Source organism: Novosphingobium flavum (assembly GCF_014230315.1).
Classification (GTDB): Bacteria; Pseudomonadota; Alphaproteobacteria; order Sphingomonadales; family Sphingomonadaceae; genus Novosphingobium; species Novosphingobium flavum.
Window position 1 is genome coordinate 26,790 of the sequence record NZ_JACLAW010000017.1, and the last position, 19,293, is coordinate 46,082.

The 19,293-nt window shown below is 68.2% G+C and carries 14 protein-coding genes; 4 read left to right on the plus strand and 10 right to left on the minus strand.

Features of this window, described 5'->3' with window-relative positions; all coding sequences use genetic code 11:
* Positions 1 to 2 precede the first annotated feature (2 nt).
* Positions 3 to 524: a hypothetical protein gene (locus H7F51_RS18560; RefSeq protein WP_343061324.1), complete on the minus strand. Its 522-nt coding sequence runs from the start codon at positions 522 to 524 to the stop codon at positions 3 to 5.
* Positions 525 to 603: 79 nt separating this feature from the next.
* Here H7F51_RS18560 and H7F51_RS17435 point away from each other — a divergent pair, with 79 nt between their 5' ends.
* Complete coding sequence (locus tag H7F51_RS17435; protein ID WP_185665600.1) at positions 604 to 2,709, plus strand: TonB-dependent receptor plug domain-containing protein; 2,106 nt, start codon at positions 604 to 606, stop codon at positions 2,707 to 2,709.
* Positions 2,710 to 2,719: 10 nt separating this feature from the next.
* On the opposite strand, the gene H7F51_RS17440 is transcribed toward H7F51_RS17435, so the two are convergent.
* From H7F51_RS17440 to manD, 9 genes are all read right to left on the minus strand, one after another.
* Entirely contained in the window at positions 2,720 to 3,502 is a 783-nt protein-coding gene (locus tag H7F51_RS17440; RefSeq protein WP_185665601.1) for a GNAT family N-acetyltransferase, read from the minus strand.
* 93 nt (positions 3,503 to 3,595) lie between these two features.
* Positions 3,596 to 4,243, minus strand: a complete 648-nt coding sequence (locus H7F51_RS17445; RefSeq protein ID WP_185665602.1) for a class I SAM-dependent methyltransferase — start codon at positions 4,241 to 4,243, stop codon at positions 3,596 to 3,598.
* The gene (locus H7F51_RS17450; protein WP_185665603.1) at positions 4,240 to 5,463 is read right to left on the minus strand and encodes a BtaA family protein; all 1,224 of its coding nucleotides are present in this window, start codon (positions 5,461 to 5,463) and stop codon (positions 4,240 to 4,242) included. Before H7F51_RS17450 ends, H7F51_RS17445 begins: the two co-directional genes overlap by 4 nt.
* A gap of 270 nt (positions 5,464 to 5,733) precedes the next feature.
* Positions 5,734 to 6,792, minus strand: coding sequence for a tyrosine-protein phosphatase (locus H7F51_RS17455; RefSeq protein WP_246448677.1), 1,059 nt, complete (start codon positions 6,790 to 6,792; stop codon positions 5,734 to 5,736).
* Between the two features lie 11 nt (positions 6,793 to 6,803).
* Complete coding sequence (locus H7F51_RS17460; protein ID WP_185665604.1) at positions 6,804 to 9,179, minus strand: TonB-dependent receptor; 2,376 nt, start codon at positions 9,177 to 9,179, stop codon at positions 6,804 to 6,806.
* A gap of 143 nt (positions 9,180 to 9,322) precedes the next feature.
* Positions 9,323 to 10,849, minus strand: coding sequence for a CYTH and CHAD domain-containing protein (locus tag H7F51_RS17465; RefSeq protein WP_185665605.1), 1,527 nt, complete (start codon positions 10,847 to 10,849; stop codon positions 9,323 to 9,325).
* A gap of 255 nt (positions 10,850 to 11,104) precedes the next feature.
* Entirely contained in the window at positions 11,105 to 11,359 is a 255-nt protein-coding gene (locus H7F51_RS17470; RefSeq protein WP_185665606.1) for a hypothetical protein, read from the minus strand.
* 184 nt (positions 11,360 to 11,543) lie between these two features.
* Positions 11,544 to 14,240 carry a glycoside hydrolase family 2 TIM barrel-domain containing protein gene (locus tag H7F51_RS17475; RefSeq protein WP_246448678.1) on the minus strand — a complete coding sequence of 899 codons (2,697 nt, stop codon included), beginning with the start codon at positions 14,238 to 14,240 and terminating at the stop codon, positions 11,544 to 11,546.
* 59 nt (positions 14,241 to 14,299) lie between these two features.
* Positions 14,300 to 15,508 (minus strand): D-mannonate dehydratase ManD, encoded by a 1,209-nt coding sequence (gene manD, locus H7F51_RS17480; RefSeq protein ID WP_185665607.1) that lies wholly within the window; start codon positions 15,506 to 15,508, stop codon positions 14,300 to 14,302.
* A 102-nt stretch (positions 15,509 to 15,610) separates the two neighbouring features.
* On the opposite strand from manD, the gene H7F51_RS17485 reads away from it, so the two are divergent.
* The 3 genes from H7F51_RS17485 to H7F51_RS17495 all read left to right on the plus strand — a co-directional run bounded on the left by H7F51_RS17485 (position 15,611) and on the right by H7F51_RS17495 (position 19,165).
* Entirely contained in the window at positions 15,611 to 16,366 is a 756-nt protein-coding gene (locus H7F51_RS17485) for an FCD domain-containing protein (RefSeq protein WP_185665608.1), read from the plus strand.
* 73 nt (positions 16,367 to 16,439) lie between these two features.
* Positions 16,440 to 17,855, plus strand: coding sequence for a glucuronate isomerase (gene uxaC / locus H7F51_RS17490; protein WP_185665609.1), 1,416 nt, complete (start codon positions 16,440 to 16,442; stop codon positions 17,853 to 17,855).
* On the plus strand, positions 17,852 to 19,165 hold the full coding sequence (locus H7F51_RS17495) for a mannitol dehydrogenase family protein (RefSeq protein ID WP_185665610.1): 1,314 nt from the start codon (positions 17,852 to 17,854) through the stop codon (positions 19,163 to 19,165). The genes uxaC and H7F51_RS17495 overlap by 4 nt, the downstream gene beginning before the upstream one ends.
* The last annotated feature ends 128 nt before the right edge of the window (positions 19,166 to 19,293 follow it).

Genomic DNA, 19,293 nt, shown 5'->3' on the forward strand with positions numbered 1-19,293 from the left:
GGTCAGCGCGCGGGGATCACCAGCACGGTCGCCTGCGGCTCGCCGCTGGCGGCGATCTGCAGCGTGTAGGTTCCCGGCTCGAGCGGGAAATCGACGATCTTGCGAATGCCGCTGCACTTCGGCCCCATGCCGTGCGCGGTCGAGATCACGGCCTTGCCGGCGCTGACAAGGTCGATCCATGCCGCCGTGCCCAGCGCCACTCGGTAGATGCCGGCCTCACGGATGGTGAGGTTCGCAAGCCCGCCGCGGCTGACCGACCCGCCCGGCTTTTCAGGCCGAAGCGCAAAGCGGACGTGCGGCGTGGGCAGCAGCGCGAGGCGCGCGGCGCGCCCCGGAACAAGGCGAACGCGGGCGGCCGCTCCGGCATCGCCCGCGGCGGTCAGCGGCACGGGCGCGGCCCATGCCGCAAGCGCGCCCGTGGGCGCGATGGGGGACCGACAGGACCCCGCTCCGTCCTGCGCCGCCAGGGCGCTGCTCCACAAGGCCAGCGGCGCCAGAACGGCAAATCCCTTGAAACTCGGCACAAAACCCCCGTTGCATTGCTATATTCCTGCAAATATAGCGCAGCCCGTCAAACCACAACCGGTTTTCAGGGAAAACTTCATGCGCCTCGTATCGACGGCCGCCCTCGCGGCCTGCCTCCTCCTTTCCGCCCCCGCCCGGGCCGAGGGCACTGACGACACGGCCGGCGATCCCTTCGCGCTCGGCCAGATCGTCGTCACCGCGCCCGCCCCGCAGGGCATTGCTCCCGGCGGCGAAACGCTCACCGCCCCGGCCATGCAGGCCTTCCAGCGCCAGACGCTGGACGATGCGGTCAACCTGATGCCCGGCGTCGCCGCCGCGAACAGCGGCGGGACGCGCAACGAGCGGCTGATCTACGTGCGCGGGTTCGACCGGTTTCAGGTGCCGCTCTCGATCGACGGCATCCGGGTCTATCTCCCGGCCGACAACCGGCTCGATTTCGGCCGTTTCCTCGCCGCCGACATCGCCGAGGTGCAGGTCGCCAAGGGCTATGCCTCGGTGCTCGACGGGCCGGGCGCGATGGGCGGAGCGATCAACCTCGTCACCAGCAAGCCGGTCCGCGCCCTGGAAGGCGAGGTGCGCGCCGCGCTGAACCTCGGCCGCGAGGGCGAATATTCGGGCTACACCGCCTATGGCCGGATCGGCACGGCCCATGACCACTGGTATGCCCAGGCCTCCTTCGCCCGCTCGCTGCAGGATCACTGGGACCTGCCGGGCTCCTACGTTCCCACGATCGGCTCGGTTGAAGATGGGGGCCACCGCGACTTCTCGAACACGGCCGACTGGCGCCTCAACGTGAAGGCCGGCTACACGCCCAACACCACCGACGAATATTCGCTGAACTACACCCGGCAGGAAGGCTCCAAGAACGCCCCCCTGCACATCACCGATGCCGCGTCCGCGCAGCGCAACTGGTCGTGGCCCTACTGGAATATCGACAGCCTCTATTTCCTCTCGACCACGGCGCTGGGCGACCGGGCGACGCTCAAGACCCGGATCTACACCAACACCTTCGACAACCTGCTGCGCTCGTTCGACAATGCCGCGCAGACGACCCAGACCCTCGCCCGCGCCTTCAACAGCTACTACGCCGACAAGGCCTGGGGCGGCTCGGCCGAACTGGGCCTGCGGGTGAGCGAGGCCGACCAGCTGACCCTCGCCCTGCACTACCGCCGCGACAAGCACGTCGAATGGCAGCAGTCCTTCCCCTCGGGCTCGGCCGAGCCCCCGCAGACCGATCTGGAAGACACCTGGAGCCTCGCGGCGGAGAACCGGCTGGCGCTGTCTCCGGCGGTGACGCTGGCCATGGGGGCAAGCTATGACTGGCGCGACCTCAAGACGGCCGAGGAATACGGCACCCCGCCCGGCGGCACGGGCTCGGCCCTGTTCTCCTATCCGCTGGCCGATGCCGATGCGCTGAACGGTCAGGCCCAGCTGGTCTGGGCGCCCGGCGATGCCACCCGGATCAACGCCAGCGTCTCGTCCCGCGCCCGCTTCCCGACCATCTTCGAGCGCTTCAGCACCCAGTTCGGCACGGCAGCGTCCAACCCCGGTCTGAAGGCGGAACGCGCCACCAATGTCGAACTGGGCGGCAGCCGCCGGTTCGGCGCGGTGAAGGCCGAAGGCGCGCTGTTCTACAGCCATGTTGCAGATGCGATCGTCTCGGTCGTTCCGGCGGGCTTCCCGGCCGGCAGCAGCCAGCGGCAGAACCTTGGCGACGGCGACTACTACGGGGCCGAACTGTCCCTGACCGCCACGGTTTCGCCGGCCCTCGAACTGGGCGCCAACTACACCTGGACTCACCGCGACTTCACCATCACCGGCGCGGCGGCCGGCACGACCGTTCCGGCCTTCGCCCTGACCGGCGTGCCCGAACACAAGGCCTTCGTCTATGCGAGCTGGCAGCCGTTCGGGCGGCTGCGGGTCCTGCCCAGTCTCGATCTCGCCTCCGACCGGATGACCGTGACCACCGGCGCCGCCTCGACGCTTTCCCCCACGGCGCCGCCGGTCCGCTATTACGAGACCGGGGGCTATGCCATCGCCAACCTGTCGCTGACCTATGCGGTCACGCCGCAGGTCGAACTCGGCATCGCGGCGCGCAACCTGTTCGACGAATACTACGTGCTGACCGACGGCTTCCCCGAGCCGGGCCGCAGCTTTTCCCTGACCGCCAGCGCACGGTTCTGACCGGAGCGCCTCAGGCCGCGACGTTGAACCGGTTGGCGTAGCGCTGGCTGACCCGGTCGACCGGCAGGATCACGCAGACGTCGATCGTGCGGAAGGCATGATCGACGAAGGCGCCCTCGCCGAACTGGGCCCCGGTGCGCAGGTAGCCCTTGATCAGCGGCGGCAGGCTCATCAATGCGCCGCGCTCGTCATAGGAACCGCGCGCCAGCCGTTCGAGCGGGATGCCCACCCGGCCCCGCACCAGCGGCCGGGTTTCGTCCGGGGCGAGGTGGTGATGGGCAAGATAGGACAGGCCCGCGGCATGGACCTCGGGGTCCGTACCGGGAAACGAGGCGCAGCCGAACAGGGCGGCGATGTTGTGCTGCGCCACATAGCTCGAGATGCCGCGCCACAGCAGCGAGATCGTGTGGCTGTTGCGATGGTCGGGCAGCACGCAGGAACGGCCGAGTTCAAGCAGGTCGCCGGTCCGCCTTGTCCGGCGCAGCAAGGGCCGCAGATCGAATTCGGTGCTGGAGTAGAAGCCGCCATGCCGCCGCGCCACGGATTCGCGCAGCAGGCGATAGGTGCCGACCACCTGCGCAGCACCGCTGCCGCAATCCTCGCACGTCACCAGCAGGTGATCGCAGAACGCGTCGAACGGATCGCGTTCGAGCCGTAGGCCGGGTTCGCGCCCTTCGGCGCCCATCTCTTCGACGAACACCTGCCAGCGCAGGTGCTGCACGGCGGCGAGATCGCCGGCATTGCGGGCGAGCCTGACTGACAGGCGGTGCGTTTCCGATGCGTTCTGGGACATGGCGGTTCCTTCACCACTCGCCGTAATGAGCGGCGATGACGGCGTGGTGGCACTTTCATGGCGATCAGGTGTCATGACGCTGACGCGGGCCCGTCAGCCGATCCGGGTGAGGACGACGTACTGGTAATAGCCGCCCATCGCGTCGCGCGCGTCGCCGGAGAGCCCGCAGGGTCCGCCGACCATCAGGGCATGGCCCGCCAGCGAACGGCGCGGCGCGACATGGAACCGGGCCAGCCAGGCCAGCAGCGAACGGCGCGCGAAACCGGGCAAGCCGTCCATCGCCCCGAAATCCACGATGTGGAGCGATCCGCCGGGCTGGATCATCCGGCAGGCGTTGGCCACCGCCTGTTCCCATTCGGGGATCATCGAGGTGCAGTAGGACAGGATCACCCGGTCGAACCGCTCGCGCCCGAACAGGTGGCGGGGATCGAAGGCGGCGGCGTCGCCCAGCGCCAGGCTGGCGTCTGCGCCCAGCCGCGTCTGGGCCGATTTCAGCATCTCGGCGGAAATATCGAGGCCGAACAGCGAAGCCCTGGGCCAGCGCCGTCGCACCATGGCCAGGTTGCGCCCGGTCCCGCAGCCGATTTCGAGCACGCTGCCGCCGCCGTCCAGCCGCAGATCGCCGATCATCCGGTCCCGCCCGAACAGGTAGTACTTGCGGGTCAGGTCGTAGACATGACGCTGCCAGCGATAGGATTCGTCCATCAGCGCGGCATGTTCGTCCCGTGCGGCGGGGGTCATGACTTCAGCCGGTAGAGGTGCAGACCGCCATAGATCGACGAGCGGTCCCGCCGGATCAATTCGCGCGCCTGCTCGGGCGAATAGGCCCAGCGGTCGAGGATCGCTGCCGGCACCCGGCCCGGCAGTAGGGTTTCCTCGGCGGCCGTGCGGAACAGCACGCGGGCGCCGGGCCGCGCCGTGCGCGTGATCTCGCGCCACAGCGCCGTGAGCTGGCCATCATCCATCCAGTCCTGCGCATCGAGCAGCACGTAGCGGTCAAGGCTCGCATCGCCCTGCCGGGCGAGATGGTCGGTCATATTGGCATGGCGCACGTCCAGCCGATCGATCCGCTCGCGCAGCACGGCATGGTTGGCGGCCTCGAGATAGGGCGGCACCGGGGCGTCGGGCGCGCGCCCATAACCGCGCGAGAAGGCCTGCCAGGCGAAATAGTTGTCGCTGACCGCAAAGTCGCAGGCCAGTTTCTCCAGCCGTTGGCGCAGCACCACGGCCATGCGCTCGTTTCCGGCCAGCGCCTCGTATTGCGCCGGGGGGATGCCAAGCCCGAACAGGGATACGGGCAGGCTGGTCAGCCAGCGGATGAAGGCCCGGTCGAACACCGGGGCAAAGCGTTCCTCGAACACCCGGCGCTGCCCTTCGAGCGACCCGGCCCCCAGGATCTCCCGCGGATCGACCCCGTGCAGCCGCGCGACCAAGTGTGCCGCGCCGATGAAACCGCCAAGCAGGCCGCGCTTGTAGATGCCCTTGCCGAAGCCGCCGATCCGGCGCCGGCCGACCAGGTCGCGCCCCTCCCAGTATTGCCGGGTCGGCTCGTCGAGATGGGGACGCAACAGGTCCCGATAGGCCGCGATGTTGGCCTCGCTGTCGGCCTCGACGAAGAAGCGGCGCAAGTGATCATGACCGGGCAGGTGGCGCACGGCCGCGATCTTGAGCCGGTTGAGCGCGACATGGGCCGTATTGAGGTCGACCGCCGTCACCTGCGCCGGATTGGCCACGAGGTAGGACAAGGCATTGCACCCGCCGCTGGCAATGGTGACCACGCGGTGATCGGGGCCGATCTCCAGCGCGGCCATGTCGATCACCGGGTCTTCCCAGATCTGGGCATAGACCAGGCCCCGGAAAGCAAAGGCGAAGGCCTTGTCGAGCAGGCGCTCCCCTGCCTGCGCATCGCGGCGGACCACGGCCGGCACGATGTGATCGGTCGCCCGGCGGCGCGCGTTCATTGCCCTGACCATGGCTCAGATCGCCGGAAACGCGGGCAGGCGGCGGAATTGGCAAGGCATGAACGGAAAGACCCTTTTGTGGTTCGAAGGGCTCTTACGACCCGGCTGTGGCACCGCCGTTGCGGAACCGGGAAAGTTCCGCGTCAGCTTCCCGTCATGGCCGCGACAGCACCATGGCGCCTGAACGACACGGGCTGGCCGCGGGATGCCGACAGGATCGCATGGCCCGCCGACCAGCGCCGGACATGGGTTTAGCCCCCGGGGCTCGCCTCACGACGTGTAGAGCTGGCGAAGCCGCGCGATGTCCTGCGGGCTCAGCCCGATCTCGGCGCGCAGGTAGCCATCGACCCCGCCCCACCTGTCCTTGATCTCGGCATAGGCGAAGTCGAGGAACGGCTGGCCGTCCGCGGTCTTGAGCGGCGGCGGCGTGCTGTAGCGCGGATCGCCCTGGTAGTGCGCGAACATGGCCGCGACCGGATCGCCCGCATGCTGCGCCGGATCGATGCGCGGCATCTCGAACTCGGGCCGGCGATAGCGGGTCGAGAGGTGATAGTCGGTCACGATCGCGGCGTAGTCCGTGCCCAGCGCGGAGAGGATCACGGCGGTGGCGAAGCCGGTCCGGTCCTGTCCCGCCGAGCAGTTGTAGGCCAGCGGGGCCTCCTGCCGCAGCAGCTTTGCGAAAATCTGCCGCAGCTGGGGCGCCATCATGGCCGGCAGGTTGCGATAGGTCGCCTCCATGCCGCCGGCCACGCCCAGCTTGCCCATCGAATAGCCCACGGCCGTATAGGGCACGCCGTCCACCCGGCTCGGGGCCAGCACCCGCTCCTCATCGGAACGCAGGTCGATCATGTTGGCGAGGCCGAGCGCGCGGATCCGCTCCTGATCCGCCGCGGTGATCAGCGGCGTGCCGCCGGAGCGATAGATCATCCCCCATTTGACGTGGCGGCCATTGGCGGCGGGATAGCCGCCGATGTCGCGGAAGTTGGAGCCGGCCTCGAGCGGGATCACCCGCTCGGCCACGGCGGCCACATCGCCAGTCCGCACATCGCGCAGCAGGACGTAGCTGCGCGATGTCCCCGTGCCGGCGATCTCGGCCTTGCCGTCGGCGTCGCGTGCCGCAACCAGCCGCGCGGACTTGAGCGTGGCATCGGCGCGATCGGCGACGAATACGTCGACCGGCCCCCGCGACTGCCATGTCACTACCAGGGCCTCGCCCCGGCGCTGGACCATGGGCTCGGCGGGGGGCGCCGCCAGCGCCGGGGCGGCGGTGAGGCTCCCGGCCGCCAGGAGCGCGAAAGCGACGCGGCGGCGTGCAAACATGCGGATCATCGGATTTCGCCTCACATCTTGACGTTGAGTTCAACGCCCCAGGTGCGGGGTTCGTTGAAGAAGCCCTGCATCCCGCTGGTCGGGCTGAGCGAGCGATAGAAGACGTGCTGTTCGTTGAAGAGATTGCGCGCCCACAGGGCGATCGCCGCCTTGGCGTTGGCGCCGGTCCTGATGTCGGCAAGCGCAAGCCTGCCGTTCACCACGAACGACTTGTCGCCCTTGGGCTGATAGATGTTGGTGGGATCACCCGGGCCAACGTATTTCGGGTCGGCCGCGCTGACGTAGTAGCCCGAATCGTAGTTCGCATCGAGGTGAGCGCGCAGCGTCATTCCCCGAAGCGGAACCTCGTAGTCCACTGAACCGCTGGCCGCGTCAGACGGCGTGTAGGTGGCATAGACCGGCACGGCCACCGTGCTGGTTACCCCGGCCGCATTGGGATAGGGGTTCACCGCCGCCGGAATATGCACATAGGTGTGGGCGTAGGAGGCGGACAGAGTCAGCCCGTCGACCGGAGCGAGCGTGAGCTCCGCTTCCACCCCATGCACGCCGCCGGTGCCCGGCGCATTGACGGTCGAGAGCGTGGTGCGGGTGGTGCGCAGGCCGCCGGTTTCGTACGGACGGATGAAATCCACCTGGATGTTCTTGTAGGTGCCGGCATAGCCCGCCACGTTGAACCGCGCGCGGCGATCCCAGAACTCGGTCTTGGCGCCGATCTCGAAGATCGAGACTTCCTCCGGATTGAACCGGTCGTATTCCTGCGAGCGCGAATTCGCCCCGCCCGACTTGTAGCCGGTGCTCCACTTTCCGTAGAAATGCAGGTCCCGCGACGCGTCGAAGCTGAGGTTGACCATCGGGTCGACCCGCGACCATGCCGCGTCGAGCGGGATCGGGCGCGAAACGTTGTTGCGATCGACCGGCAGGGCATTGTTGACGATGAACAGCGTGCCGTGCTTGGCATCGCGCGTCCAGCGCAGGCCGCCGGTGAGGTGGATGCGCTCGTCCAGCATCGCCGGAGTCCAGGTCGCCTGGCCGAACAGGCCGATGCTTGTCGCGGTGACGTGGCTGGCGCGGTCAATCGCCTGGGTAGCGGGATCGAGCGTGAGCACGGAATAGGCGCTGCCGTCGGCATTGGTGAACTGCGCCGTATTGTAGGCCTGGGCGTTGTCCTCGACCCTCTCCTGATACCACATCGCGCCGACCACGTAGTCGAGGTTCGGCAGGGTGCCGATCGCCTCGAACTCCTGGCTGGCCTGATTCTGGCGGAATTGGGCCAGGCTGTAGCGCGAGAAACCGACGCCGGTGAACACGCCGGTGGCGTTGGACATCGAGCTGGCGGCGGAGCCGTTGTCGAACTGGGCCTGGGCCAGCTCACGGTAGGAGGTGATCGACTTCAGCTTCAGATCGGGCGAGGGATCGAACTCGAGCGTCAGGGCATGGCCGTGGGTCCTGCCGATATTGCGCATCTGCGGCACGCCGACGTTTGCCACCTCGGCGCGGGCTGGCTGCAGTGTTCCCAGCACGGCCTGGGTGTTCGAGCCCTTGGCGAGCAGCTGGTAGTAGAGCGGGGTGGTGGAATCCCGCGACACGTCGAACGAATAGAGCGCACTGAAGCCGGCCGCGGGCTGCCACAGCGCCGCCACGTGCAGGCCCTGCTTGTCATAGGAGTTGAACCCTTCCGCCCCGGGCAGCGGGTTCGTCACGAAGGGATCGCGCTTGCCGGCCACGGCATCGAGCTTGAACGAAATCCCCGCGATCTCGGGGAGATCGAGGTGCATCTCGCCCTTGTAGGAGCCGTAATTGCCCACGCCGGCCGTGGCGTTGAGGTGATATTCGCCGCTCGGCTTCCTGGTGGTGATGTTCACCGCGCCGCCTTCGGTGTTGCGACCGAACAGCGTGCCCTGCGGCCCCTTGAGAACCTCGACGCTCTGGATGTCGAACAGCGCGGTGCCCAGGCCCTGCGCGCGGCCGAGATAGATCCCGTCAACATAGATGCCCACGCCCTGGTCACGCGCCGGCTGGTTCGAATCGCCCAGCACGCCGATCCCGCGAATGTTCACGATCAGCGCGGTCGGGCGAGAGAAGAAGGGCGCCACCCGCAGCGAGGGAATCGAGCCGTCGGTCAGGTCAAGCAAGGAGGTGACATGGCGGTTGGCCATCTGTTCGCCCGAAAGGACCGAGATCGAGATCGGCGTTTCCTGAAGGTTTTCCTCGCGCTTCTGTGCGGTGACGACGATGTCCGTCAGCCCGGCCGCATCGTCCGACGCGGCGGCATCATTGGCTGCGGCATCATTGGCTGAAGCATGGGCCGGGGCGGCGAAGGCCATGGAAAGACCGGCCGCCAGCGCGGCGCCGGCAATGGCGGGAAGGAAAGAACTGGAACGCTTCATGGGGACCCCCTTTTGGTTAGGGGCCGCCACTAGATAGGGTTTGTGGCACGGCAGTTGCGTTTCAAAGACGAACTGGCTGCGGAATCGAGACAGCCCGCCGTCATGGCAATGTCAGGACGATGACAGGGGGGCACGAGCCGGGCTCAGCCGCGCCACCATTTCGGCGCCCGCCACGCCGCTTCGAACGACCGGGCCGCCGTGCGCAGCTGGCCCTTGCGGCCCGGCCCGGCGCCCCGGATGACCCGCTTCAACTCCTCCGCCAGTCCGGCGGCGGCAACCGGCTCGGTTCCCTGAAACAGTTCGGCATCCATGGCCCGGGCCGCGGCAAGATCCTGTATCCGGCCAAGCGCGTCCTGCGCCTTGGCGAGAGCGCGGGCAAAGTCCTGGCGCGGCCGGTCGGCCCGCTTGCCACAATGGAGGGCCGCGGCGAAGTCAGCGGCATAGCGCAGGGTCTTGGCCCGTTTGCGGAGCCGATGGAGCTGCTCGTCCGACAGGTCGCGCAGGCCGGCCGAGGTCTTGCGCAGCTTGCGCCGACGCGCGGCGATCACCCCGGCGAGGTGATCCCCCACCGACCCGTGATCGCCGGCGCCGGCCCCGCGCAAGGCCCACTCACCCCGTTCGATCCATGCCGCCAGGTGCAGCAGCAAGCGCTGGAAGGCCTCCGCCACCAGCATGGTCCTGACCCTGTCCAGCGCTTCCGTCCGCCGTTTCGTGAGGTGCGCGACAAGCTCGGGCGAAGGGGGCGCATCTCCCGCCCCGGCCTCCGCGATGCGTTCCAGCAGGACGTCGATATTGCGAACCTGCCCCAGGCTTTTCGCCGCCGCCGTCAGTTCGGCCCGAAGAATCGGGCGGGTCTGATCGGCGGTGATCGCGCGGAAGAGACTGAACGCCGCGCGCAGTCGCCGCACCGCGACCCGGCACTGGTGCACCGCTTCCTTGTCGCCCGTCGCCAGCACCACTTCCTGATTGGCGAGCAGGTGATCGAGGCACGACCATGCCACGGCCCGGAAGCCGGCAGCGGCGTCCATTTGCAGGCTAAGCGGCGGCCGCCCGGCATGCCCGGCAAGGGGCTCGAGATCGAAGGCAAGGAGATGGCTTTGCTCGGCCTTGCTGACCACCGACCAGCGCAGGCCCGGCCCGAGCGGCAGGGCCATGGCAAGGCCGAACAGGTCGGCCGGCTGGCCCTTGATCAGCTCCAGTTCGAGTTCGCAGACCGCGCTCTGCCGCTCACCCGCGCGGATCTGGCCCACATCAAACGCGACCTCGATCCGGGAGCCGCCGAAACGCACGACCCGGCTCGTGCGCTGGATCTCGTTCACGGCGAATTCCTGCAGCGCTGCGCCGCCCATCATTCGCAGCAGGGCGGCCCGGGCGGGACCGGGAAAGCGCGCAGGATCGGGCTCCCCGCCCGCAATCGCCGTGGTCCATTCCCGCCGCTGCAAAGCGCCCGATGGCGAAAGCTTGAGCGTCTGTTCCCGTTCGCCCCCGGCAAGCTCACGGATGCGCAGGCCCGCTCCGCCCCGCCCCAGCCGGGAGCTGACCGTGTCGAAATAGGTGGAGCGCAGGAGCCGGCTCTGTTCGGGCCCGGCAAGGTGCGGATCGCCGCGAAGCCGATCCAGCATCGCCGCGGAGGCGACGAGCTTGACCTCGATTTCAGTGTTGCGCCGCATCGCGGCCTGCCTTGTTCCGCCGCAGCCGGCGCCCGGCCTGCGGCACGGCGCGGCTCAGGCGCTCCCACCACAGAGGGGGATCGTTGTTTCCATCAACCGGGGCACAGGTCGCTGAAGAGGCCGCAACCGTGCCCGTGCCGATGTCGTCCTTAAAGTTGAATGCGGCAACAATTCCGGACATTTCTCGCTCCGCGAAACGGCGCGGAGAATACCCCGCCCCTACCGTTCCGCCCAAGCGAATTTAGGCCGCCGGTTTCAGCGCTTTCGGTGCGACTGGCGCAGATTGTCCGATTCCATGCCCAGCAGCACGATCGACGTTGCCGTCGTGCGCAGGTTCGTCGCACGATTGTTCGCGGCCACGACCGTCGCCGCAAGGCCGTCACCGGCCGCCACAGACGAGGCAACCGCAGCCCGGTCAGCCGCCACTTCGGCAGCCCCGGCACTGCTGCAGGCCAGCAGCGAGACGGCCGCGATCAACGAGAATGTCGTCTTCGGGAACGGGGTGGGCATCGGCAAGTCTTTCGATCACCCGGCGGCCCGCATTCCCGAAAAGAATGTCGCGCGCGCGGGCATGGTAAGGATCGCCCTCTGCGCCCGGCAAGTTGCAGATTTAAGACACCCCCGATCAGCCCATCCCGCTTGCTGCCGGAACGCATGCGCCGCGCTTTTTGCGCGCCGGGCTCCGGTCTTGCGATCACCGGGCCGGGCCGACGGGCACCACTTCGATGGCCGAGACGATGGCCTTGCCCTGCCGGGGGACGAAAGCGAGGTCCAGCGGTCCTTGCGCCAGCTTGACGGCAAAACTGCGCGTCACCTCGGCGAAGGGCGCCGCGGCCGATGCCGCGATGTCGAGTGCCTCCACCTGCACCGCGCCATTGGCGCGCACGTCGAACACGCGTTCGCCGGGCTTGGCGGCGGGCTCCACGAAATGCAGCGTGACGCGGTATTCACCGGGCGGCAGGGGCAGCCGGTATGAAAATTCGCCCTCGCGGTAGCTAGCCAGTGGCACCCGCTGCTCGGCCGGGACGATCGGCGCCAGCACGGCAGGCCTGCCGCGGGGGCGGCGATCGGCCGAATTGGCCTGACCACCTGAGAAGAAGGCATCCGAACCGAACCCCGGCGCTCCGATCAGCGCGCCGCTGTCGATCCGGTAGGTTGCACGCCGCGTCGGATCGAGTTGCCAGACGATCGCATCGCTGGTCGGGCCATTCGCAAAGGATCCCACCGCTTCCAGACGGTTCTCACCCGGTTGCAGTGGCGTTGCAGCCCAGATGCAAATCCGGTTGGGACAATCGCTGCGCAGCCCGAGCGAGCGGCCGTTGAGCTTGAGTTCGGTGGCGGGCGCATTGCTGTAAACCCGGACATCGGCCACCGGATAGGCACGGTCGACATAGCGCCGCCCGGCGATATGCACCGTGGGCTCGGCCGACCACTGCGCGCGGTAGTAATAGAACGCGTCCTTGCGGATGCGCCCGTCGTAGGACACCAGCCCCTTGGTGTTGATGTCGCGCGTGTCGCCCTCGGTGCGGGTAACCGTGGCGAAATCGAAGGCATTCCACAGCCACGTCGCCCAGACATGGGGCCGCGCGGCCAGCTGCGGCCAGGACTGTTCATGCACCCAGGCCTGGTATTCCTCGGGCTGGTCATGCCCGCCTGAATCCACCGCGCCGCCCAGCACGTTGTCGGTATGGAGCGAGAGCGCCCCGCCCGCGCCATATTCGGTGAGAGCCTGCGGCTGATCGCCCCGCTCGGCGTGCAGCGCGTCGAGATGCGGGCCCAGCTGATCCGGCTTGCCGTAATACCAGCCGAAGTAGCGGTTGGCCGCCGCTACCGGGGTCATTTTGGCCACCACCGGCACGCCGCGCTGCCCCTGCCCCTCGCAGCAGGTGGCCAGCGTGGCGGGGCGCGACGGGTCCTCCGCGGCGACGATGGCGGCAAGATCCGCCAGCAGCGGGCTGGGGTCGACCGGCTGGGCCGGCGCGGCCTTGCCGAAGAAGTCGGGCCGGTTGGGCCCGAAGTCGACCTCGTTGGCGATCCCCCACACGGCAACCGAGACATGGTTGTAGTTCTGCCGGATCAGTTCCTGCAATTGCCGCCGCGCCTGCGCCCGGATGGCGGGCGGAGCCTCGCCCTGTGCCTCGTCGAGCGTCCACGCGGTGACCAGCGCGATCTCATCCCACAGCACCAGCCCATAGCGGTCGGCAAGGTCGTGGATCGGCTGGCCGTGCTGGTAATGGGTGAGCCGGATGGTATTCGCGCCCATGTCGCGGATCGTGGCCATCCGGTCGGCAATCTGCTCGCGCGACATGGCCCAGCCGGATTCCATGCTGTCCTGATGGAGGCCGACTCCGTGGAGCGGGACATGCCGGCCATTGATGAAGAAGCCTTGCGCCGGGTCGATCCGGAACTGGCGAATGCCGAAGCTCTCGCTCTTCACATCGAGCAGACGGCCCCGGCCATCGCGCAGTTCCGTGCGCAGCGTGTACAGATAGGGGTCGCTGGTGCCTTGCCACAGGCGCGGAGAAGGCACGGCCAAATCAAGGCGCGCCTCGCCCGCTCCGCTTCCAGTAAGGCGCACCTTCTGGCTCGTTTCGGCAGCCACCGCTCCGTCAGCCCGGACCAGCCGGGCGGTCACCATGCCCTTCGCCGCGGCCCGTCCCTGGTTGGAAAGCCGCGCCAGCACGGAAACCCGCGCGCTCCCGGCCTCGACCGCCTCGGTCCGGGCATAGACGCCCGGCCCGCCGAAATCGTCGAGCGCGAAATGTACCGGGCCGGTCTCGATCAGGCGTACCGGCCGATAAAGCCCGCCCTGCACGAAGAAGTCGCCCACCAGCGGCAAGGTGTCGGCGGTCGCGCCGCCGGGCGCCGGTGTGCTGTTGTCGACCTTGACGGCCAGCAGGTTGCCCGCGCCGGGGCGGATCGCATCGGTCGCATCGAAGCGGAACCGGGCAAAACCACCCTGATGCGCGCCCAGCCGCTTGGCGTTGAGCCAGACCTCGGCGGTGCGGCTGGCCGCGTCGAATTCCAGCCAGAAACGCCCGCCGGAACGCGGCTGCGGCGCAGTAAAGGTCAGGCGATACCAGCCGGCGCCCATATACTTGTCGATCTGCCGCCCGCCGGAACCCGGCACCCCTGCGGCCGCCTCATAGACGCCAACGCGGTTCCACGTGTGCGGCACCGAAACCCGCTCCCACGCGCTGTCGTCCGCCGCCGCATCGAAAGCCGGCTCGCCGCCCTTGCGGAAGCGCCAGCCCTGCGCCAGCTCGGTCACGGTCCGCACCTCCGGCGTCTCGGCCCGGGCGCTCGCGACAGTGCCGGCCGCATGGGCCGGGCCGATCACGCCGGGAACAAGGGCCGCCAAGGCCAGACCGATCGCCCCGCTCCGCATCATCAAGCCTTCCTCTTCCCGTTATCGTTGCAGCAGCCCGAATTTCGCCCGCGCGGCGAAACTCACCAGTTCCACATGGTTCCGTCCTCGAGCCGGGCGACCGGCAGGTAGGCGCGCTTGTAGGGGTATTTCGCGGCCAGCTTCTCGTCGATGTCGACGCCGTGGCCGGGGGTGTCGCCCACGAACAGCTCGCCCGCCTCGAAGTGGTAGTCGTGGGGGAAGACCGCGTCGGTCTCCTCGCTGTGACGCATGTATTCCTGGATGCCGAAATTGGGGACCCAGGTGTCGAAGTGCAGCGCGCAGCCCATGGTGACGGGGGAGAGGTCCGTGGCGCCATGGCAGCCCGTGCGGATCTGGTAGAGGCTGGCGAGATCGGCGATGCGGCGCAGGTGCGTGATCCCGCCGGCACCGACCACCGTGGCGCGGATATAGTCGATCAGCTGGTTCTGGATGAGGTCCTTGCAGTCCCAGATCGTGTTGAAGATCTCGCCCACCGCGAGCGGCGTGACCGTGTGCTGGCGGACCAGCCTGAAGGCCTCCTGATTTTCCGCCGGGGTGCAGTCCTCCAGCCAGAACAGCTGATAGGGCTCGAGCATCTTGCCCAGGTTGGCGGCTTCCTGCGGCGTGTAGCGGTGGTGGCCGTCGTGCAGCAGGTGATGGTCGAAGCCGTAGGTCTTGCGCAGTTCTTCGAACAGCCTGGGCACGTAATTGAGCGCCTTGCGCGTATCCCACCCGGTGACCGAGGGGAGCGCGGCATCGGCCGGCTCGTAGTAGAGCTTGCCCCGGCCAACCCCATAGGCGTCCTTGATCCCCGGCACCCCGGTCTGGGCGCGGATCGCCTTGTAGCCCAGGTCGATATAGTGGCCGACCGCCTCGACCGTTTCGGCAATATCGCTGCCATTGGCATGGCCATAGACCATCACCCCGTCGCGGCTGCGTCCACCGAGCAGTTGGTAAAGCGGCATTCCGGCCATCTTGGCCTTGATGTCCCACAGCGCCATGTCGACCGCGGCGATCGCGCGCATCGTCACCGGGCCGCGCCGCCAGTAGGCGCCGCGATAGAGATACTGCCAGATATCCTCGATCCGCCGCGGGTCCATGCCAACGAGGCAGGGGATCACGTGCTCCTCAAGGTAGGCCACGACCGACAGCTCGCGCCCGTTCAGCGTCCCGTCGCCGATCCCGTAGACCCCCTGATCGGTCTCGATCTTCAGCGTGACGAAGTTGCGCCCCGGGCAGGTGACGATGACCCTGGCAGCAGTGATTTTCATGGCAGGACTCTCGCAAAGCGGCGGCTGGATGTGGTAAGACCGATTGACTGACCAATTTTGGTCTGTCAAGTTTTATAAATTGGCTTTACCAAAAGGACCCGCGTGGAAAATCAGCAGCGCAGCAGCGACCGGCTTTATCAGGATGTCGCCCGCCAGTTGCTCGATGAGTTGGCGGCCGGGCGCTATCCGGTGGGCAGCCGCCTGCCGGCCGAACGCGATCTGGCCCTGCGCTTCAACGTCAGCCGGCCGACCGTTCGCGAGGCGATCATCGCGCTCGAGGTGCAGGGGCTGGTCGAGGTGCGGATCGGGTCAGGGGCCTATGTCCTGCGCCGGCCCGGCGAGGGCGATGCGCCGGGGTTCAATGTTTCGGCCTTCGAACTGACCGAGGCGCGGCTGTTGTTCGAGGGCGAGGCGGCGGCGCTCGCGGCAGCGCAGGCGACCGACGAGGACCTCGCCGAGATCGAAGGGCTGGTGCGGCAGATCGCGGCGGAGAACCTCGACCCCAACGGAACCGAGCGGGCCGACCGCGCCTTCCACCTCGCCATCGCCCGGGCGACGCGCAATTCGGCGATCTACAACGCGATCGAGGAGTTGTGGAACCTGCGCTCGACCTCGCCCGAGGCGGCCCTGCTGCACGAGAAGGCGCGCCACGCCAATGTGAAGCCCGTGGTCGAGGAGCATAGCGCGGTGCTGGAGGCCCTGCGCGCGCGCGATCCGGCGGCGGCCCGCGCGGCGATGCGGGCGCACCTCTCGGCCGTGCTCGAGACGCTGCTCTTCGCCACCGAGGAAAAGGCGCTGGAGGAAGCGCGCCGCGCCACCCAGGCCAAGCGCGATCGTTACGGTCGCGCGACCGCATAAGACTGGATTTGCCGTTCGGCTTAGTTCATTATGACACCGGTTACCCAACCATAGCCTGAGACTGGGAAGAGAGATGCCCCGACCGCTCGAATTGCACCCCGACCGTCTTTTCCCCGCCGATCCAACGGTTCGCGCCATCGCGCGCGAACTCTATGGCGCGGTGAAGGATCTGCCGATCGTCAGCCCGCATGGGCACACCGATCCGCGCTGGTTCGCCTATGACGAGCCTTTCGGCAATGCGACCGACCTGCTCCTGGTGCCGGACCACTACGTGTTCCGGATGCTCTATTCGCAGGGCATCGCGCTGGAGGAGCTTGGCCTACGCAATCCGGGCGTTGATCCCCGCGCCGCCTGGCGGCTGTTTGCCGAGCGCTATCCCCTGTTTCGCGGCACGCCTTCACGGATCTGGCTCGACTGGGTCTTTGCCGAGGCTTTCGGGATCGGGGTGCAGCTTTCGGCCGAAACCAGCGATCTCTACTTCGACACGATCACCGCAGCGCTGGCGACCGAGGCCTTTCGCCCTCGCGCGCTGTTCGAGCGGTTTAACATCGAGGTCATCGCCACGACCGAGAGCCCGCTCGACAGGCTGGAGCACCATGCGGCGATCCGCAGCTCGGGCTGGCAGGGCCGGGTGATCACCGCCTATCGCCCCGATCCGGTGATCGACCCGGACTTCGTCGACGACAAAGGTGGGGGCTTCCGCGCCAATCTTGCGGCCTTTTCCGAGCTGACCGGGGAGGACTGCCTGTCATGGCCGGGCTACCTTGCCGCGCATCGCCAGCGCCGGGCCTTCTTCGCCGCCATGGGCGCGACCAGCACCGACCATGGCCATCCCACGGCGCGGACCGCAGACCTGTCGACCGCCGAGGCCGAGGCGCTGTTCCGCAAGGTCAGCGCGGGGGATTTCACCGCCGATGACGCCGAACTGTTCCGCGCCCAGATGCTGACCGAAATGGCGGCGATGAGCCTAGATGACGGGCTGGTCATGCAGATCCATCCCGGCGCGTTCCGTAATCACAACGCCAAGGTCTTTGCCCGCTTCGGCCGCGACAAGGGCGCGGACATCCCGAGCCGGACCGAATATGTCCAGGCGCTGAAGCCCCTGCTCGACCGGTTCGGCAACGAGAAGGACCTCTCGGTCATCCTGTTTACCTTGGACGAGAGCACCTATGCCCGCGAACTGGCGCCGCTGGCGGGGCACTATCCCTGCCTCAAGCTGGGCCCGGCCTGGTGGTTCCATGACAGCCCGGAGGGGATGAAGCGCTTCCGGGCGATGACCACGGAAACGGCCGGCTTTTACAACACGGTCGGGTTCAACGACGATACGCGGGCCTTCCTCTCGATCCCGGCACGGCACGATCTGGCGCGGCGCATCGACAGCGGCTTTCTTGCCGGGCTGGTCGCCGAGCACCGGCTGGAGGACTGGGAAGCGGCCGAACTGGCGCAGGACCTGGCCTACAACCTCGCCAAGAAGGCCTACAAGCTGTGAGGATCAGTGCTGCAACGCTGCCGCAAGCGCGGGGCGCCGCGCGCTTCGGCTATGACCGCGAGGCGCAGAAGGTGGGCATCGTCCACTTCGGCATCGGCGCCTTTCACCGCGCCCATCAGGCCTGGTACACCGACCGGGCGATGGAGGCCGGTGACCGCGACTGGATGATCGCCGGGGTCTCGCTGCGCAGCGCCGCCGTGGCCGAGCAGATGAACCCGCAGGACGGGCTCTATACCGTGGCCGAGCGTTCGGCGGCGGGGACGGATCTCAGGATCGTCGGCGCGGTGCGCGAGGTGCTGGTGGGGACGGGCGAGGCCGGGGCGATCGTCGCCCGACTGGCCGCGCCGGAGACGCGGATCGCCAGCTTTACCGTGACCGAGAAGGGCTATTGCCGGGCGGCGGACGGCTCGCTCGACCTCAATCTGGCCGAGGGCGGTTTCTACCCGCTCCTGGCCGATGCGATGCGGCAGCGGCGGGATGCGGGGATCGCCGGGCTGACCCTGCTGAGCTGCGACAATCTGGCCGACAATGGCAAGCAGCTGGCTCGGCTCATGGGTGAATACCTGTTCGCTCGCGCGCCGGATCTGGCCTCGTGGTTCGAGGGCGAGTGCCGCTGCCCGGCGACGATGATCGACCGCATCGTGCCGGCGACGACTGGGGCTGACCGGGCGGAGATCGAGGCCGCGCTCGGCCTGTCGGACGAGGCGGCGGTGGTGACTGAGCGGTTCAGCCAGTGGGTGATCGAGGACCGCTTTGCCGGGGCCCGGCCGCGCTGGGAGGCGGCGGGAGCGCAATTGGTGAGCGACGTCGCGCCCTATGAGATGGCCAAGCTTCGGATGCTCAACGGGGCCCACTCGCTGCTCGCCTATTGCGGGCTGGCGGCGGGGCACACCTATGTGCACGAGGCCGTGGCCGATCCGGGCCTGCGCGCCCTCGCCGAACGGCTGATGCGCGAGGAGGCCGCGCCGACCGTGCAGGCCGCGCCGGGGCAGGACCTGGTGGCCTATGCCGATGAACTGATCGCGCGCTTCGCCAATCCGGCGCTGGATCACCGGCTGATCCAGATCGCGATGGACGGCAGCCAGAAGATTCCGCAGCGCTGGCTGGAAACGCTCGAGGCCAATCGCCGCATGGGCCGCACCTGCCCGGCGATCGAGGCCGGGCTCACGGGCTGGTTTCACCACCTGCGCGGTGCCAATGGCCCGGTTGACGATCCGCTGGCGGACCGGCTCGGTTCGATGGCGCGGGCTCACGACGACTTGCAATTGCGGGACTTGCTGGTCGGACCGCAGGGGTTGCGGATAGAATGATGATCGCACCAAGCGCGGGCAGGTCACGCTGATCGTGACCTGCCCGCAATGGTGGAACCTCGCTTCGGTTCGGACGTGAGGCATGCCGCCCGGCTGCCAGTTCCGGTCGCCGGCGGGGACGCTCCGCC